The sequence below is a fragment of the Mycobacterium sp. PDNC021 genome (assembly GCF_048282635.1).
Classification (GTDB): domain Bacteria; phylum Actinomycetota; class Actinomycetes; order Mycobacteriales; family Mycobacteriaceae; genus Mycobacterium; species Mycobacterium llatzerense.
This window is the reverse complement of sequence record NZ_CP182502.1, coordinates 1,310,524-1,325,935: the sequence shown is the minus strand read 5'-3', so window position 1 is coordinate 1,325,935 and position 15,412 is coordinate 1,310,524. Positions and strand designations below refer to the sequence as shown.

Genomic DNA, 15,412 nt, shown 5'->3' with positions numbered 1-15,412 from the left:
GGGTATTTTTCGTGATCCGTTATTCGGCGGCGGTAGCTGCGGCCTCGGCCAGGTCGGCCGATTCCTTGCGACGTCCGGCGAACGTGAACTTCGCGTCCTCGGTGTTGGCGCTCTCGCCGTCCCAGTTCTCGACATCCACGGTGACCAGCTGACCGGGGCCGACCTCTTCGAAGAGAATCTTCTCCGAGAGCTGGTCCTCGATCTCGCGCTGGATGGTGCGACGCAGGGGGCGCGCACCGAGCACCGGATCGAAACCGCGACGGGCCAGGAGCGCCTTCGCCTTCGGCGTCAGCTCCATCTCCATGTCCTTGGCCTTGAGCTGCTTGCCGACCCGGCCGATCATCAGCTCGACCATCTGGACGATCTCGTCCTGCGTCAGCTGGTGGAACACGATGATGTCGTCGATACGGTTCAGGAACTCCGGGCGGAAGTGCTTCTTCAGCTCGTCGTGCACCTTGAGCTTCATCCGCTCGTAGTTGTTCTCGCCGCCACCCTGGGTGAAGCCGAGGCCAACCGCCTTGCTGATGTCGCTCGTACCCAGGTTCGAGGTGAAGATCAGCACGGTGTTCTTGAAGTCGACGGTGCGACCCTGACCGTCGGTCAGGCGGCCGTCTTCGAGGACCTGCAGGAGGCTGTTGTAGATCTCCTGGTGAGCCTTCTCGATCTCGTCGAACAGCACCACGCTGAACGGCTTGCGGCGCACCTTCTCGGTGAGCTGGCCGCCCTCTTCGTAGCCGACGTAGCCCGGAGGGGCACCGAACAGCCGCGACGCGGTGAAGCGGTCGTGGAACTCGCCCATGTCGATCTGGATGAGCGCGTCGTCGTCGCCGAACAGGAACTCGGCCAGCGCCTTCGACAGCTCGGTCTTACCGACACCGGACGGGCCGGCGAAGATGAACGAGCCCGACGGACGCTTCGGGTCCTTCAGGCCGGCGCGGGTACGCCGGATGGCCTTCGAGACCGCCTTGACGGCGTCGACCTGGCCGATGATCCGCTTGTGCAGCTCGTCTTCCATGCGCAGCAGGCGCGTGGTCTCGGCCTCGGTCAGCTTGAACACCGGGATGCCGGTCCAGTTGCCCAGGACCTCGGCGATCTGCTCGTCGTCGACCTCGGCGACCACGTCGAGGTCACCCGAACGCCACTGCTTCTCACGCTCGGCGCGCTGGGCGACCAGCGTCTTCTCCGAGTCGCGCAGCCGGGCTGCCTTCTCGAAGTCCTGCGCGTCGATGGCCGATTCCTTCTCCCGGCGCGCGTCGGCGATCTTCTCGTCGAACTCGCGCAGGTCTGGCGGAGCGGTCATCCGGCGGATGCGCATGCGGGCGCCGGCCTCGTCGATCAGGTCGATGGCCTTGTCCGGCAGGAACCGGTCGTTGATGTACCGGTCGGCCAGCGTCGCGGCGGCGACCAGCGCACCGTCGGTGATCGAGACGCGGTGGTGCGCCTCGTAGCGATCGCGCAGACCCTTGAGGATCTCGATGGTGTGCTCGACGGTCGGCTCACCCACCTGCACCGGCTGGAACCGGCGCTCGAGGGCGGCGTCCTTCTCGATGTACTTGCGGTACTCGTCGAGGGTGGTCGCACCGATGGTCTGCAGCTCGCCACGGGCCAACTTCGGCTTCAGGATGCTGGCGGCGTCGATGGCGCCCTCGGCGGCACCCGCACCGACGAGCGTGTGGAGCTCGTCGATGAACAGGATGATGTCGCCGCGGGTGTTGATCTCCTTGAGCACCTTCTTCAGGCGCTCTTCGAAGTCACCGCGGTAGCGGCTGCCGGCGACCAGCGAACCGAGGTCCAGCGTGTAGAGCTGCTTGTCCTTGAGCGTCTCGGGGACCTCGCCGTGCACGATGGCCTGCGCCAGGCCCTCGACGACGGCGGTCTTACCGACACCGGGCTCACCGATCAGCACCGGGTTGTTCTTGGTGCGGCGGCTCAGCACCTGCATGACCCGCTCGATTTCCTTCTCGCGGCCGATGACCGGGTCGAGTTTGCCCTCGGCGGCGGCGGCGGTCAGGTTGCGGCCGAACTGGTCGAGCACGAGCGACGTCGACGGGTTGCCCGTCTCGCCACCGCGGCCACCGGTGCCGGCTTCGGCGGTCTCCTTGCCCTGGTAACCCGAGAGCAGCTGGATGACCTGCTGACGCACGCGGGTCAGCTCGGCGCCCAGCTTCACGAGCACCTGAGCAGCGACGCCCTCACCCTCGCGGATCAGGCCGAGCAGGATGTGCTCGGTGCCGATGTAGTTGTGGCCGAGCTGCAGCGCCTCGCGCAGCGACAGCTCGAGGACCTTTTTGGCGCGCGGAGTGAAGGGGATGTGCCCGGACGGTGCCTGCTGGCCCTGACCGATGATCTCCTCGACCTGACTGCGCACGCCTTCCAGCGAGATGCCCAGCGATTCCAGAGACTTGGCGGCGACGCCCTCGCCCTCATGAATGAGTCCAAGCAGGATGTGCTCGGTGCCGATGTAGTTGTGGTTGAGCATCCGGGCTTCTTCTTGAGCCAGGACGACGACCCGACGGGCCCGGTCGGTGAATCTCTCAAACATCGGTGGTTACCTGCTCTCCCTCGTAGCGCAGCTCCTGCCACGTCACTTCGCGTGTCGCGACGCTGTGCGCCTACCGTCCACTCTAATGGGCGGCGACCATGCGTGCCCTGCGGTATCCCCTAGCTCGCAAGGCCACTCAGCGCTGCGAAAACACCAACGCGCTGCGGCTTCGAAACGTTTCCCGGATCGGCCCGACCGGGCTACGCCGAAAGCGAACAGAAAAACCTCGGGCAATCCTGAATGACGTTGCCCGCAGACTCAGGTCGCGGCGTGGAACGCGTCGATGATCTCCGCCGGGATACGACCGCGGCTGGACACGTTGTGGCCGTTGCGGCGAGCCCATTCCCGGATGGCGGCACTCTGCTCGCGGTCGATGGACGCGCGGCCGCGGCCTGTCGAGCCGGTGCTGGCGCGGCCCCGACGGCGGCCACCGACACGACGGCCGGCCTCCACCCATTTCTTCAAATCATTCCGAAGCTTGGTGGCGTTCTTGGTGGTGAGGTCGATCTCGTAGTTCACCCCGTCGAGAGCAAATTCGACCGTCTCATCTGCCGCACCTTCACCGTCGAAATCATCGACAAGAGTGACAGTCACTTTCTTTGCCATCGGCCCACACTAACCCTTCTGCCTCGATAAGAACGCAGAAACGACTCTGCCACAACAATGCTGGCATAGGACTGCAATTCCTTCAACAAGTCCAGGGTTAGGCAGTGTTCAGTCGCCCTGACGGCGCACAATCGGGAACAAAACCGTGTCCCTAATCGTCAACCCCGTCAACGCCATCAGCAAGCGATCGAGTCCCATTCCTGTTCCGGTGGTCGGCGGCATCGCATACTCCAATGCGATAAGAAAATCCTCATCAAGTCGCATTGCCTCGTCATCACCGGCAGCAGCGGCACGAGCCTGCGCCTCGAAACGCTCCCGCTGAATCACCGGATCGATCAACTCCGAATATCCGGTGGCGAGCTCGAACTTGCGGACATATAGATCCCATTTCTCGGTAACCCCCGGAATACTGCGGTGGGCCCGAGTCAGCGGGGTCGTCTCCACCGGGAAATCCCGGACGAAGGTCGGCGCCCAAAGGTGCTCACCGACGGTGTGCTCCCACAGTTCCTCGATCAATTTCCCGTGCCCGTATCCACGGTCCCGGGGAATCTCGGCGCCGAGTCGCTCGGCCACCTTCCACAGGTACTCTGCAGAAGTCTCCGGCGTGATCTCCTCGCCCAGCGCTTCGGACAACGAGGGATACATTTCGACGGTCGCCCATTCACCATCGAGGTCATAGGTGGAGCCGTCCGGCAGTGGCACCATTCGGGTACCAATGGCCTCGTCGGCAACCTCCTGAATAAGCTCACGCGTCACTATCGCGGAATCGTCATATGTGCCGTAGGCCTGATATGTCTCCAACATCGCAAATTCCGGTGAATGCGTGGAATCCGCGCCCTCGTTGCGAAAGTTCCGATTAAGCTCAAAAACCTTCTCGAAACCACCGACCAGGCAGCGCTTCAGGAACAACTCCGGCGCGATGCGCAGGTACAGATCCGCATCGAGCGCGTTGGAGTGCGTGATGAATGGGCGCGCCGCGGCGCCACCGGGCAGCGTCTGGAGCATCGGGGTCTCGACTTCGAGAAAGCCGCGTCGCTCCAGCGCCGACCGCAATGCCCGCACCACGGCAATACGCTGCCGGGCGACATTGCGGGCCTCGGGGCGCACGATCAGGTCGACGTACCGCTGCCGGACCCGGGTCTCGTCATTCAATTCCTTGTGCGCGACAGGAAGCGGTCGCAGGGCCTTCGACACAATTTGCCAGTTCTGGGCAAGCACAGATAATTCTCCGCGCCGGGAACTGATGACCTCGCCCTCGATGAACACGATGTCGCCCAGGTCGACGTCAGCCTTCCAGGCATCGAGCGAATCCTGGCCCACCTTGTCCAGGCTGAGCATGGCCTGCAGCTGGGTGCCGTCGCCTTCCTGCAGCGTGGCGAAGCACAGCTTGCCCGAGTTCCGGGCGAACACGACGCGGCCGGCCACGCCGACGATATCGCCGGTCGCGGTGTCCGCGACGAGCTCCGGATACGCCGCGCGCAGCTCAGCGAGGGTGTGGGTACGAGCCACCTCGACCGGATAAGGGTCGCGGCCCTCGGCGAGCAGCCGCTCACGCTTGGCCTGGCGGATCCGGAACTGCTCGGGAATGTCGGGGCTTTCGGCGTCGCTCACGAAATGCCAGCTTAAATGAAGGTCATGGCAGCCAGTTTGGAGCAGTCCACCGTCGACGCCCTGGACCACGAACCGATCGACTGGAAATACAAGGGCCTGCCGTCCTCGTGGTGGGGCCAGACGCCCGCCCAGGTGTGCCGCCGGCGGCCCAGCCTGTTCGACGATGGCGCGGTTTCGCCGGTCGCCACGCTGCGCACCCAGCCGCTGGTGCACAACATGGTCACCATGGCGCGCTGGTGCCGACGCCGGGGCGTACAGCTCGCGCCACACGGCAAGACCCACATGGCCCCGCAGCTGCTGGCCCGCCAGCTCGGCGCCGGGGCGGTGGCCGTCACCGCCGCCACCATCAGCCAGGTCCGGGTGTTCCGGGCGTTCAGGGTCCGCCGGATCATCCTGGCCAACGAACTGGTCGACGCCACCGGCCTGCGCTGGCTGGCCGCCGAGCTGGATGCCAACCCCGATTTCGAACTGACCTGCTGGGTGGACTCGGTCCGCGGGGTGCAGCTGATGACGGCTGCCCTGACGGGCCGGCGCCGCCCGGTGGACGTCTGCGTGGAGGTCGGCCAGCCGGGTGGCCGCACGGGCTGCCGCGACGCCGACACCGTGGACGCGGTGGCGCGTGCGGTGGTGGACTCGGACCGGCTGCGACTGGTCGGCGTCGCCGGGTACGAGGCGGCCACCGGCCACGAGGTGAGCGACGCCGCGGTGACCGCGGTGGCCGGGTATCTCCAGACTCTGCGCGACGCCGTCATCCGGCTGCGTCCGATGTTCGAGACCGACGAGATCATGGCGACGGCCGGCGGCAGCACCTACTTCGACCTGGTCGCCGACATCCTGACCGGCTGGCCCGACGGCATGTCCGTGCGCACCGTGGTGCGCAGCGGCTGCTACCTGACGCACGACGACGGCCTCTATGCCCGCACGACTCCGCTGGGCCGCACCGATGACGGCCATCTGGAACCCGCCCTGAGTGTGTGGGCGCAGGTGCTGTCACGGCCCGAGCCCGACCTCGCCATCGTGGGCATGGGCCGCCGGGACGTGTCGTTCGACCAGGACCTGCCCATGCCGTACGGGCGGCCCGACAGCTGTGTCGAGAAGCTCAACGACCAGCACGGGTACTTACGGCTGGCGCCGACCGATCAGAGCCTCCAGGTAGGTGACTGGCTGGAGTTCGGGGTCTCGCACCCCTGCACGGTGTTCGACAAGTGGCAGCTGATCCCGGTGCTCGACGCCGACCACCGGGTGGTCGAGCTGGTCCGGACCTTCTTCTAGGCGCGGCGGGAAGTGCGCTGGTTGCGCTCGAAGACCAGGCGCAGGCCGTCGAGGGTGAGGTTCCTCTCGTAGTGCTGCACGGTGCGCAGATCGGGCAGCACCAGTTGCGCGGTGTGACCGGTGGCGACCACCGTGACGTTGTGGCCGTCGAAGCCGTCGACGTCCTCACGCACCCGGTTCACCAAACCGTCCACCAGGGCGGCGAAACCGAACACCGCACCAGCCTGCATGCACTCCACGGTGTTCTTGCCGATCACCGACCGCGGCCGGGTCAGCTCGACCCGGCGCAGCGCCGCCGAGCGGGCCGCCGCGGCGTCCGAAGACACCTGGACGCCAGGCGCGATGGCGCCGCCGAGGAACTCGCCCTTGGCCGAGACGACGTCGACGCAGATGGACGAGCCGAAGTCGACGACGATGGCCGCGGTACCGTATTTGTGATACGCCGCAAGGCAATTGACGATCCGGTCGGCGCCGACCTCTTTCGGGTTGTCGACCAGCAGCGGGATGCCGGTGCGCACACCCGGTTCGATCAGGACGTGCGGCACCGACGGCCAGTACTGCTCCAGCATCACCCGGATTTCGTGCAGCACCGACGGCACCGTCGACAAACCCGTTGCGCCGAGCAGGTTTTCGGCGTCGTCACCGATCAAGCCGTCGATAGTGAGCGCGAGCTCGTCGGCCGTCACCTCCGACTCGGTGCGAATCCGCCAGTTCTGCACCACTTTTGCGTGATCTCCCGAACCGGAGATCAACCCGACGATGGTGTGGGTGTTGCGGACATCGATCGCCAGCAGCACCGGCGTTACCGCGGCGACAGCAGGCCGTCGACACCGTCCGGGACGTGCGCGGCGTCGTGCGAGAAGTCGATCTGCCGGTTCTGCGCGTCGACGAAGATCACGTTCGGCTGGTAGGTACGGGCCTCGGCGTCGTCCATCGTGGCGTAGGCGATCAGGATCACCAGGTCACCTGGGTGGATGAGATGTGCTGCGGCACCGTTGATCCCGATGATTCCGGTGCCGCGCTCACCGGTGATGGCGTAGGTGACCAGCCGGTTGCCGTTGTCGATGTCGACGATGGTGACCTGCTCACCCTCGAGGATGTCGGCGGCGTCGAGCAGGTCGGCGTCGATGGTCACCGAGCCGACGTAGTGCAGGTCCGCCTGGGTCACCGTGGCCCGGTGAATCTTGGACTTCAGCATGGTGCGAAACATCAGTTCCTCCAGGGTAATTCGTTGTTACCGGTCTCGGCTCCGTCATGGCCGGCGGCAGACCCCACATTGGGGTGACCGTCGATCCCTGCGGATGCGCCGATGTCGATGGCGATGTTGTCCAACAATCTGGTCTTGCCGAGACGGCCCACGACCAGCATCCGGGCCGGCCCGGACACCGGTGCCGGACCCAGCCAGGGGTCCCGGACCTCCAGATAGTCGACGTCGATGGCGGGTACCTCGTCGAGGACCGCCCGGGCCGCATCGAGTGCGGCGGCCGCGCCGTGCGGCGCGGAGTACTTGCCGGCGAGCAGTGCCGCGGACAGCGCCCCGGCCTGCTCGCGCTGTTCGGCATCCAGGAAGCGGTTGCGCGACGACATGGCCAGCCCGTCGTTCTCGCGCACGATCGGCACCGCCTGGATGCGCACGTCGAGGTCGAGGTCGTCGACCATCTGGCGCACCAGAACCAGTTGCTGATAATCCTTTTCGCCGAAGAACGCGCGATCGGGGCGCACGATCTGCAGCAGCTTGAGCACCACGGTCAGCATCCCGGCGAAGTGCGTCGGCCGCGAGCCGCCCTCCAGCTCCGCGCCGAGCGGACCCGGCATGACCGTGGTGCGCCGGCCGTTCGGGTACATATCGGCGGCGTTGGGCGCGAAGACGATGTCGACGTCCTCGCCGCGTAGCTGCTCGACGTCGGAGTCCAGGGTGCGCGGGTAGGCGTTCAGGTCCTCCCCCGCGCCGAACTGCAAGGGGTTGACGAAGATCGACACCACCACGACAGCGCCGGGCACCTTCTTGGCGGCGCGCACCAGCTCCAGGTGGCCGTCGTGCAGCGCGCCCATGGTCGGCACCAGCATGACCCGCCGCCCGGTGGCGCGCAGCACCCGCGACACGTCCGACACGTCGGTCGGATTGGTGTAGAGGTTGAGCTCGCCGGCGGTGAACTTCGGCGGCCTGCGATCGGTCACTGCGCACTCCCAGAGTCGGTCAACACGGCGAAAACTTCGGCAGGTGCATGGGCACGTTGTGCGGTGCGTAGCGACATGGCTCGATATGCCTGCGCCAGTTCGGGATTCGTTTCTTTCATCGCGTGCAGATGGGCCGCGACCGCGGCGGCGTCACCGCGGGCCACCGGACCGGTCAGCGCGCTCTGTCCACGCTGCAGCGCGTTCTCCAGGGATGCGCGAGCCAGCGGCGCCAGAATGCGTTCGGCGATGCCGGCGGGGTCGCCGCTGACCAGTTCCTGGCCGAGCAGTTCCTGACCGGCCAGCGCGCCGCGCAGGGCTTCCACGGCGTCGAGGACGACGGTGGTGACGTGATTGCCGGCGTGCGCCAATGCCGCGTGATAAAGCGTGCGGGCGTCTTCGCGAACCCGGAATGGTTCGCCGCCGATCTCGAGAACCAGGGACTGGGCGATGGCGTAGCCGATGTCGTCGGCCGCGGTGATCCCGAAACAGGTCTCCGACAACCGGGCGATGTCCTCGTCGGCGCCGGTGAACGTCATGGCCGGGTGAATGGCCAGCGGAATACAGCCCTGCTCGGTCAGCGGGGCCAGCACGCCGATGCCGTTGGCGCCCGAGGTGTGCACGACGATGGTGCCGGGACGCACTGATCCGGTGGCAGCCAGTCCGGCGACGACGGACGTCAGCTCCGCGTCCGGCACGGCCAGCAGCAGCAGTTCGGCTTTGGCGGCGACGTCGTGAGCGGGCAGCACCTGGGTGTCGGGCAGCCTGCGCTCGGCACGTCCGCGCGACGCATGGGAGATCGCGCTACACGCGACGACGACGTGGTCGGCTTGCTCGAGCGCAACACCCAGCGCACTGCCGACCCGCCCTGCGGAAATGATTCCGACAGCGAGCCGGGCCGGACGCAGTCCGTCGAGCTGCTTCATTGCAGCGACCTCACAAAGTGGTGGTATCAGTCGTTCCAGTCCTGCCTGGCAGGTACCGGACGGTCACCGCAGAGCGTAGCTCAGTCCTCGCGGCGACGTCGACGGCCGCCGCCGCTGGTGTTGGCCTGCAGCCGCGCCAGCAATTCGGCCGCCGGCTGCCCACCAACGTGCTGACCTGCGGGTTCATCGTCGGGTTCGGCACGACGCCGACGGCCGGATGTGACAGGGGTCTCTGGCTGGGCAGGCTCTTCGGAGGCGCCGTGGCGGCCCCGGCGCGGGGGCTGCGGCGTCGGTTCCGGGGTGTACGTCGGCACCGGCGGAACGACCGGCAGGGTCATCGTCGGTTCGGGTCCGCGGTCCTGGACCGGCGGCACGGGCGGCTGCGCGGGTTCCGGCGCCGCGGGTGCCCAGTTGCTGCCCGGCTGGCCGGCCGGGATCCACTGGCCTTCGGCCGGGGAGGGTTGCCAGTCGGACGGTGCCGGCCGCGGGGTGAGGCGGTGCGCCCCGCCGAACGGTGGCTGCGGCGGCGGAGGCGGCGGTGCCCACGGGTCCGGCGGCACATGCGGCTCGGCCGCCACGTCGATGATGGGGCTCTCTTCGGTGTTCGGCTCCGACATCAGGTCCGGCCGGTCTTCCGTGTCGATCCGGCTGGCGACGACGCGGCCGACCGGCACGGCCTGGCCACTGCGGTCGGTCTCGAGCGCCGGGCGGTGCGCCAGATCGGCGTCGAAGTAGAACTCGAGGTTCGCGCGCAGCGCGGCCAGCTCCGCGCGCAGCGCCGCGACCTCGTCGGCCGACTGGGCGCGCAGTTCGGATGCCAGCTCACGGCGCAGATGCGATTCCAGCGACAGCTCGTATTCGCGGCGCGCCGAAATCTCGCGGTCCAGCTGTAGGTCGTAGACGAGCTTGAGGTCGCGGGCCCGGGCCTGGTCCAGATCGGCCTGACGGCGGTACACGAACGACGCGAATGCCGCCGCCACCGCGGCCCACAAGGCAATGACCACAGCCAGTTTCAGCAACTCGACCTGATCGGTGAACACCAGCGCCGAGCTGGCGACGATGGCCAGCACCAGCAACGCCGTCAGCAGCAACCAACCCGGCCTGCGGTTCGCGCGCCTGCCGCGCGCCGTCCGGGTCGGATCAATCATGCGCTGACTGTACCGTTCTGCGTTCCCCTCGCAGGTTGACCGACACCCGGTCCGGTCGGATCGTTACCTATTCGGTTGCGCCGTCAGACTTCTCCTGCGGGTCCAGCGGAGCGCGGCAGCAATGCTGCAGCCACAGCGCCGCGACCACGAGCGCCAGCGCGCTGATCGCCGCAACCACAGCACCGGGCGTCGCGGCCGCGGGATACGCAAATTGCGACCGTCGCGGAAGCAGGTAGCCCAGCACGCCGAGCCACCAACCCAGCACCATCGCGCCGACCCACGCCGACGCCTTGGCCACCACCACCGATCGCGCCACCGCCAGCGGATCGATCCGGCCGCCGCCCACCCCGATGTGACCGGCACGGATCTTGGCGCGCACGTAGAACGCCCACCCCGCTTCAGCGCCGGCAAAAACCAACAGCGACAACCCCGTCCACACCGTGATCGGCGGCAGCCAGCCGTACACCAGGATCACCAGCCCATACGCGACGACCGTGGCCAGCGCCGTACCGATCGCCAGATCGCGCTTCCGCGTGGGCCCCATCAGGGCACCAGCACCAGGTCCGTGCGGCGCACGCCGTCGCGATCGCCGGCAGCCAGCGCAGCCAGCAGATCGGCGACCGGCACCGGCTGCCCGGCCACCGTCAGCACCGCGTCGGGTGCGGCGGCCAGCCACGGCACCAGCACGAAGGCGCGTTGATGCGCCAGCGGGTGTGGCAGCGTCAGGACCGGATCGTCAGAGCGCACTTCGGCATCGCCGTCGTGGCAGCTCACGATGTCGACATCGAGAGTGCGTGGGCCCCAACGTTGTTCGCGCACCCGGCCCGCGGCGTTCTCGAACTCGTGGGCCCGGCGCAGCCAGCCCGGACCGTCGAGGTCGGGAGCGTCGGCCAGTAGCACGGCATTGAGGAACGGCCCCTGCTCGACGCCGCCCCAGGCGTCGGTCTCGTAGACCGGGGAGACGGCCCGGACCGCGCCGCGCAGCCCAGAGACCACCGACTGCAGACGGGCGAGCCGGTCGCCCAGGTTGGAACCGATGGAAAGCACGACGCTAGCCACGACCAGCCCGCCTGGACCGGCGCGCCACTACTGCAACATCGTTGAACGTCAACGGGATCGGCGCACTGGGCTTGTGCAGCACCACCTCGACGGCATGGACGCGCTGATCGGTCATCACCGAATCGGCGATCTCGGCGGACACCGTCTCGATCAGATTCCGCGGCGGCCCCGCGATGATGTCCGCCGCCTGCTGCGCCAGCGCGCCATAGTCCAGGGTGTCCGACAACTCGTCGCTCAGCGCGGCGGCAGCCAGGTCGATCCACACCGTGATATCGACGACGAAGTCCTGCCCATCCCGGCGCTCATGGTCGAAGACCCCATGATTCCCGCGAACGGTCAAGCCCCGCAGTTCGATTCGATCAGCCATGCCAGGCCCCCACCACTTTCACCGCGTCCACCGAGGCTTGCACATCATGTACCCGCACCCCCCATGCACCGTGCTGCGCGGCCAGCGCCGAGATCACCGCCGTGGCCGTCTCCCGGCCGTCGGGCTCGCGCGGCGTGCCGTCGGCATCCGCCAGCAGGGTGCCGAGGAATCGCTTGCGAGACGCCCCGACCAACACCGGGATGCCGGTGGCGACCAGCTCGGGCAACGCCCGCAGCAGAGCCCAATTGTGTTGTGCCGACTTGGCGAAACCCAGACCCGGATCGATGATCAGGTGCTCCGGTTCCACCCCGGCCGCGACGGCGTCGTCGACCGCGGCGAGCAGTTCGGCCCGCACGTCGGCCACCACGTCGGAGTACTCCGGAATTCGGTGCGGCTGCGCGGCGTCGACCTCGCGCCAGTGCATCAGGACCCATGGCACCCGAGCGCCGGCCAGCAGCGGCGCCATGTTCGCGTCGGCCCGTCCGCCGGACACGTCGTTGACGATGTGGACGCCACATTCCAGGGCGGCCTCGGCCACGTCGGCGTGCATGGTGTCGACGCTGACTGTGATGCCCTGGGCGACAAGCTCTTTGATCACCGGTAGCACCCGGCCGCGTTCGACCTCCGGGTCCAGCCGGGCCGCACCGGGCCGCGTCGATTCCCCGCCGACGTCGATGATCTGCGCGCCCTGGGCAGCCAACGCCAGACCGTGCTCGATCGCCCGATCGTGGTCGAGGAACCGTCCCCCGTCGGAGAACGAATCGGCGGTGACGTTGACCACGCCCATTACGCGCGTGCGGACGGGATTCACTTCCGCAGGATCAGGTCCAGCGCCTCGGCTCGTGACGAAGCGCAGGTCTTGAACTGGCCGCGCACAGCCGAGGTGGTGGTCACCGCGCCGGGCTTGCGCACCCCGCGCATCGCCATGCACAGGTGCTCGGCCTCGATCACCACGATGGCGCCCTGCGGGTTCAGCTTGCGCATCAGGGCGTCGGCAATCTGGCCGGTCAGCCGCTCCTGCACCTGCGGCCGCTTGGCGTACAGGTCGACCAGGCGGGCGATCTTGGACAGCCCGGTCACCCGGCCGTCCTCACCCGGGATGTACCCGACGTGCGCGACGCCGTGGAACGACACCAGATGATGCTCGCAGGTCGAGTACATCGGGATGTCCTTGACCAGCACCAGCTCGTCGTGACCCTCGTCGAAGGTGGTGTTCAGCACCGAATCGGGGTCGGTGTAGAGCCCGCCGAAGATCTCCTCGAAGGCGCGCGCCACCCGGCCCGGCGTGTCCCGCAGCCCGTCCCGGTCGGGATCCTCGCCCACCGCGAGCAGCAGCTCGCGCACCGCGGCCTCGGCTCGATCATGATCGAACTTCGGGGCGGTGAGCCTGGCCGAATGGATCTGCGACCGCGTCATCTGTGCGCCTACTCGTCGTTGGGCTTGGCCGCCGGCGGCGCCGGTTGCTGCGGGTAGGGCTGGTAGCCGGGCGGCGGAGTGGGCTGGCCCCAGCCCTGCTGCGGGTACCACTGGCCCTGCTGGGGGTGGTGGCCATGCTGAGGCGGTCCCTGCGGCGGCCAGCCCGGGGCCTGCCAGCCCGCGGGTGCGCCGTAGTTCGGCTGGGTCTGGCCGTGCTGCGGCTGACCGTTCGGCGCGGCATGCACGCCGTTGGTGCCGTTCACGGTGCCCGCGGCCTGGCTGGCCGCAGCGATCGCCGCCTTGAACGCCGGCTCCTCGACGGGCGGCGGCCACGGCTCACCGCGCTCGATGGCCAGCTCGCCGGGCGTCTTGATCGGCGGCTTGTCGGACGGCACGCGGCCACCGAAGTCGTCGAACAGGGTCAGGCGAGGACGCTTCTCGACGCCGGCCAGAATGACCTCGAGATCAGCCCGGTGCAGCGTCTCCTTCTCGAGCAGCTCGCCGGCCAGCTTGTCCAGGACGTCGCGGTAGTGGGTCAGCACATCCCAGGCCTCGGTGTGGGCGGCCTCGATGAGCTTGCGCACCTCGTCGTCGATGAGCTGTGCCACCTCGTGGCTGTAATCGGCCTGGGTGCCCATGGTGCGGCCCAGGAACGGGTCGCCGTGTTCGGTGCCGTACCGGACCGCGCCCAGCCGGGCACTCATACCGAACTCGGTCACCATGGCGCGGGCGATCTTGGTGGCGTTCTCGATGTCGGACACCGCGCCGGTGGTGGGCTCGCGGAAGATCAGCTCCTCGGCGGCCCGTCCGCCGATCGCCATCACCAGTCGGGCGATCAGTTCGGAGCGGGTCTGCATGCCCTTGTCGTCCTCGGGGACGGCGACGGCGTGCCCGCCGGTGCGGCCGCGCGCCAGGATCGTCACCTTGTAGACCGGGTCCAGGTGCGGCATGGCCCAGCCGGCCAGAGTATGCCCGGCCTCGTGGTACGCGGTGATCTTCTTCTCGTGCTCGCTGATGATGCGACCCTTGCGGCGCGGACCGCCGATGACGCGGTCGACGGCTTCTTCCAGCGCCGGCCCGGTGATCACCGTGGCGTTCTCGCGAGCGGTCAGCAGCGCGGCCTCGTTGATCACGTTGGCCAGGTCGGCGCCGGACATGCCGACGGTGCGCTTGGCCAGGCCGTCGAGGTCGGCGTCGGGGGCAATCGGCTTGCCGGCCGAGTGCACCCGCAGCACGGCCTTGCGGCCCGCCAGGTCGGGTGCGGACACCGGGATCTGCCGGTCGAAGCGGCCGGGACGCAGCAGCGCCGGGTCCAGGATGTCGGGCCGGTTGGTCGCGGCGATCAGGATGACGCCCTGGCGGTCGCCGAAGCCGTCCATCTCGACCAGCAGCTGGTTCAGCGTCTGCTCGCGCTCGTCGTGGCCGCCACCCAGGCCGGCACCACGCTGACGACCGACGGCGTCGATCTCGTCGACGAAGATGATGCACGGGCTGTTCTGCTTGGCCTGCTCGAACAGGTCGCGCACGCGGGAGGCACCGACACCGACGAACATCTCGACGAAGTCCGAGCCGGAGATGGTGAAGAACGGCACGCCGGCCTCACCCGCGACGGCACGCGCCAGCAGCGTCTTACCCGTTCCGGGCGGGCCGTAGAGCAGCACGCCCTTGGGAATCTTGGCGCCCAGGGCCTGGTAGCGACTCGGGTTCTGCAGGAAGTCCTTGATCTCGTACAGCTCTTCGACTGCCTCGTCGACACCGGCGACGTCGGCGAACGTCGTCTTCGGCATGTCCTTGCCGAGCAGCTTCGCCTTCGACTTACCGAAGCCGAAGCCCATCCGGCCGCCGCCCTGCATGCGGGAGAACATGAAGAACAGGCCGACCAGCAGCAACAGCGGCAGCAGGTAGATCAGCAGCGAGCTGAGGATGCTGCCCTGGTTGACCACCGTCTTGGTCTTGACGTTCTTGCCGTTGAGCGCGTCGAACAGCGGCACCGCGTAGCCGGTCGGGAACGACGTGATGATCTTGTTGCTGTTGTCCGTGTCCGGGGTGACGCTCTTCAGATCAAGCCGGACCTGCTGTTCCCGGTCGTCGATCTGGGCGCCGGTGACGTTCCCGGAGTTGATCTGGGCGACCGCCACCGAGGTGTCGACCTGGTGATAACCACGGGTGTCATCACTGAAATAAAAGAAAGACCAACCCAGCAGCAACACGACCGCGACGACGGTCAGGGTGCGGATGACGTTTTTTCGCTTCATCGACATATTTCGGCCGGCGAATACTCGTCGGCCAG

The 15,412-nt window shown here is 67.8% G+C and carries 15 protein-coding genes; 1 reads left to right on the top strand and 14 read right to left on the bottom strand.

Annotated elements, in window-relative coordinates; translation table 11 throughout:
* Positions 1-19: 19 nt before the first annotated feature.
* The 3 genes from clpC1 to lysS form a co-directional block, all read right to left on the bottom strand.
* On the bottom strand, positions 20-2,542 hold the full coding sequence (gene clpC1 / locus ACNO8X_RS06105; protein WP_133759451.1) for an ATP-dependent protease ATP-binding subunit ClpC: 2,523 nt from the start codon (positions 2,540-2,542) through the stop codon (positions 20-22).
* 258 nt (positions 2,543-2,800) lie between these two features.
* The gene (gene lsr2 / locus ACNO8X_RS06100) at positions 2,801-3,148 is read right to left on the bottom strand and encodes a histone-like nucleoid-structuring protein Lsr2 (protein ID WP_043397405.1); all 348 of its coding nucleotides are present in this window, start codon (positions 3,146-3,148) and stop codon (positions 2,801-2,803) included.
* Between the two features lie 108 nt (positions 3,149-3,256).
* Positions 3,257-4,759, bottom strand: coding sequence for a lysine--tRNA ligase (gene lysS, locus ACNO8X_RS06095; protein WP_418004575.1), 1,503 nt, complete (start codon positions 4,757-4,759; stop codon positions 3,257-3,259).
* 24 nt (positions 4,760-4,783) lie between these two features.
* Here lysS and ACNO8X_RS06090 point away from each other — a divergent pair, with 24 nt between their 5' ends.
* The gene (locus tag ACNO8X_RS06090) at positions 4,784-6,031 is read left to right on the top strand and encodes an alanine racemase (protein ID WP_418004574.1); all 1,248 of its coding nucleotides are present in this window, start codon (positions 4,784-4,786) and stop codon (positions 6,029-6,031) included.
* Here the strand turns inward: ACNO8X_RS06090 and ACNO8X_RS06085 are convergent.
* The 11 genes from ACNO8X_RS06085 to ftsH all read right to left on the bottom strand — a co-directional run bounded on the left by ACNO8X_RS06085 (position 6,028) and on the right by ftsH (position 15,377).
* On the bottom strand, positions 6,028-6,828 hold the full coding sequence (locus ACNO8X_RS06085) for a type III pantothenate kinase (RefSeq protein WP_043397400.1): 801 nt from the start codon (positions 6,826-6,828) through the stop codon (positions 6,028-6,030). The two genes, ACNO8X_RS06090 and ACNO8X_RS06085, sit on opposite strands and share 4 nt — an antisense overlap.
* A gap of 5 nt (positions 6,829-6,833) precedes the next feature.
* Positions 6,834-7,241: an aspartate 1-decarboxylase gene (panD, locus tag ACNO8X_RS06080; RefSeq protein WP_043397397.1), complete on the bottom strand. Its 408-nt coding sequence runs from the start codon at positions 7,239-7,241 to the stop codon at positions 6,834-6,836.
* Positions 7,241-8,209, bottom strand: a complete 969-nt coding sequence (gene panC, locus ACNO8X_RS06075) for a pantoate--beta-alanine ligase (RefSeq protein WP_418004573.1) — start codon at positions 8,207-8,209, stop codon at positions 7,241-7,243. The genes panD and panC overlap by 1 nt, the downstream gene beginning before the upstream one ends.
* Positions 8,206-9,132, bottom strand: coding sequence for a Rossmann-like and DUF2520 domain-containing protein (locus tag ACNO8X_RS06070; protein ID WP_418004572.1), 927 nt, complete (start codon positions 9,130-9,132; stop codon positions 8,206-8,208). Before ACNO8X_RS06070 ends, panC begins: the two co-directional genes overlap by 4 nt.
* 80 nt (positions 9,133-9,212) lie before the next feature.
* On the bottom strand, positions 9,213-10,280 hold the full coding sequence (locus ACNO8X_RS06065) for a DUF6779 domain-containing protein (RefSeq protein ID WP_418004571.1): 1,068 nt from the start codon (positions 10,278-10,280) through the stop codon (positions 9,213-9,215).
* Positions 10,281-10,347: 67 nt separating this feature from the next.
* Positions 10,348-10,824 carry a DUF3180 domain-containing protein gene (locus ACNO8X_RS06060; RefSeq protein ID WP_071287396.1) on the bottom strand — a complete coding sequence of 159 codons (477 nt, stop codon included), beginning with the start codon at positions 10,822-10,824 and terminating at the stop codon, positions 10,348-10,350.
* Positions 10,824-11,339, bottom strand: a complete 516-nt coding sequence (gene folK / locus ACNO8X_RS06055; RefSeq protein WP_418004570.1) for a 2-amino-4-hydroxy-6-hydroxymethyldihydropteridine diphosphokinase — start codon at positions 11,337-11,339, stop codon at positions 10,824-10,826. The genes ACNO8X_RS06060 and folK overlap by 1 nt, the downstream gene beginning before the upstream one ends.
* Positions 11,332-11,706 (bottom strand): dihydroneopterin aldolase, encoded by a 375-nt coding sequence (gene folB, locus ACNO8X_RS06050; protein WP_043397382.1) that lies wholly within the window; start codon positions 11,704-11,706, stop codon positions 11,332-11,334. Before folB ends, folK begins: the two co-directional genes overlap by 8 nt.
* On the bottom strand, positions 11,699-12,493 hold the full coding sequence (gene folP / locus ACNO8X_RS06045) for a dihydropteroate synthase (RefSeq protein ID WP_418005796.1): 795 nt from the start codon (positions 12,491-12,493) through the stop codon (positions 11,699-11,701). The genes folB and folP overlap by 8 nt, the downstream gene beginning before the upstream one ends.
* Positions 12,494-12,513: 20 nt before the next feature.
* Positions 12,514-13,122, bottom strand: coding sequence for a GTP cyclohydrolase I FolE (folE, locus tag ACNO8X_RS06040; protein WP_043397380.1), 609 nt, complete (start codon positions 13,120-13,122; stop codon positions 12,514-12,516).
* An 8-nt stretch (positions 13,123-13,130) separates the two neighbouring features.
* Positions 13,131-15,377, bottom strand: a complete 2,247-nt coding sequence (gene ftsH / locus ACNO8X_RS06035; protein WP_418004569.1) for an ATP-dependent zinc metalloprotease FtsH — start codon at positions 15,375-15,377, stop codon at positions 13,131-13,133.
* Between the last annotated feature and the right edge of the window lie 35 nt (positions 15,378-15,412).

Bases quoted from the DNA above. Each gene is read 5' to 3' on its own strand.
- clpC1 (WP_133759451.1), bottom strand. From the start codon at position 2,542: ATGTTTGAGAGATTCACCGACCGGGCCCGTCGGGTCGTCGTCCTGGCT.
- lsr2 (WP_043397405.1), bottom strand. From the start codon at position 3,148: ATGGCAAAGAAAGTGACTGTCACTCTTGTCGATGATTTCGACGGTGAA.
- ACNO8X_RS06090 (WP_418004574.1), top strand. From the start codon at position 4,784: ATGGCAGCCAGTTTGGAGCAGTCCACCGTCGACGCCCTGGACCACGAA.
- panD (WP_043397397.1), bottom strand. From the start codon at position 7,241: ATGTTTCGCACCATGCTGAAGTCCAAGATTCACCGGGCCACGGTGACC.
- ACNO8X_RS06070 (WP_418004572.1), bottom strand. From the start codon at position 9,132: ATGAAGCAGCTCGACGGACTGCGTCCGGCCCGGCTCGCTGTCGGAATC.
- ACNO8X_RS06065 (WP_418004571.1), bottom strand. From the start codon at position 10,280: ATGATTGATCCGACCCGGACGGCGCGCGGCAGGCGCGCGAACCGCAGG.
- ACNO8X_RS06060 (WP_071287396.1), bottom strand. From the start codon at position 10,824: ATGGGGCCCACGCGGAAGCGCGATCTGGCGATCGGTACGGCGCTGGCC.
- folB (WP_043397382.1), bottom strand. From the start codon at position 11,706: ATGGCTGATCGAATCGAACTGCGGGGCTTGACCGTTCGCGGGAATCAT.
- folP (WP_418005796.1), bottom strand. From the start codon at position 12,493: ATGGGCGTGGTCAACGTCACCGCCGATTCGTTCTCCGACGGGGGACGG.
- folE (WP_043397380.1), bottom strand. From the start codon at position 13,122: ATGACGCGGTCGCAGATCCATTCGGCCAGGCTCACCGCCCCGAAGTTC.
- ftsH (WP_418004569.1), bottom strand. From the start codon at position 15,377: ATGAAGCGAAAAAACGTCATCCGCACCCTGACCGTCGTCGCGGTCGTG.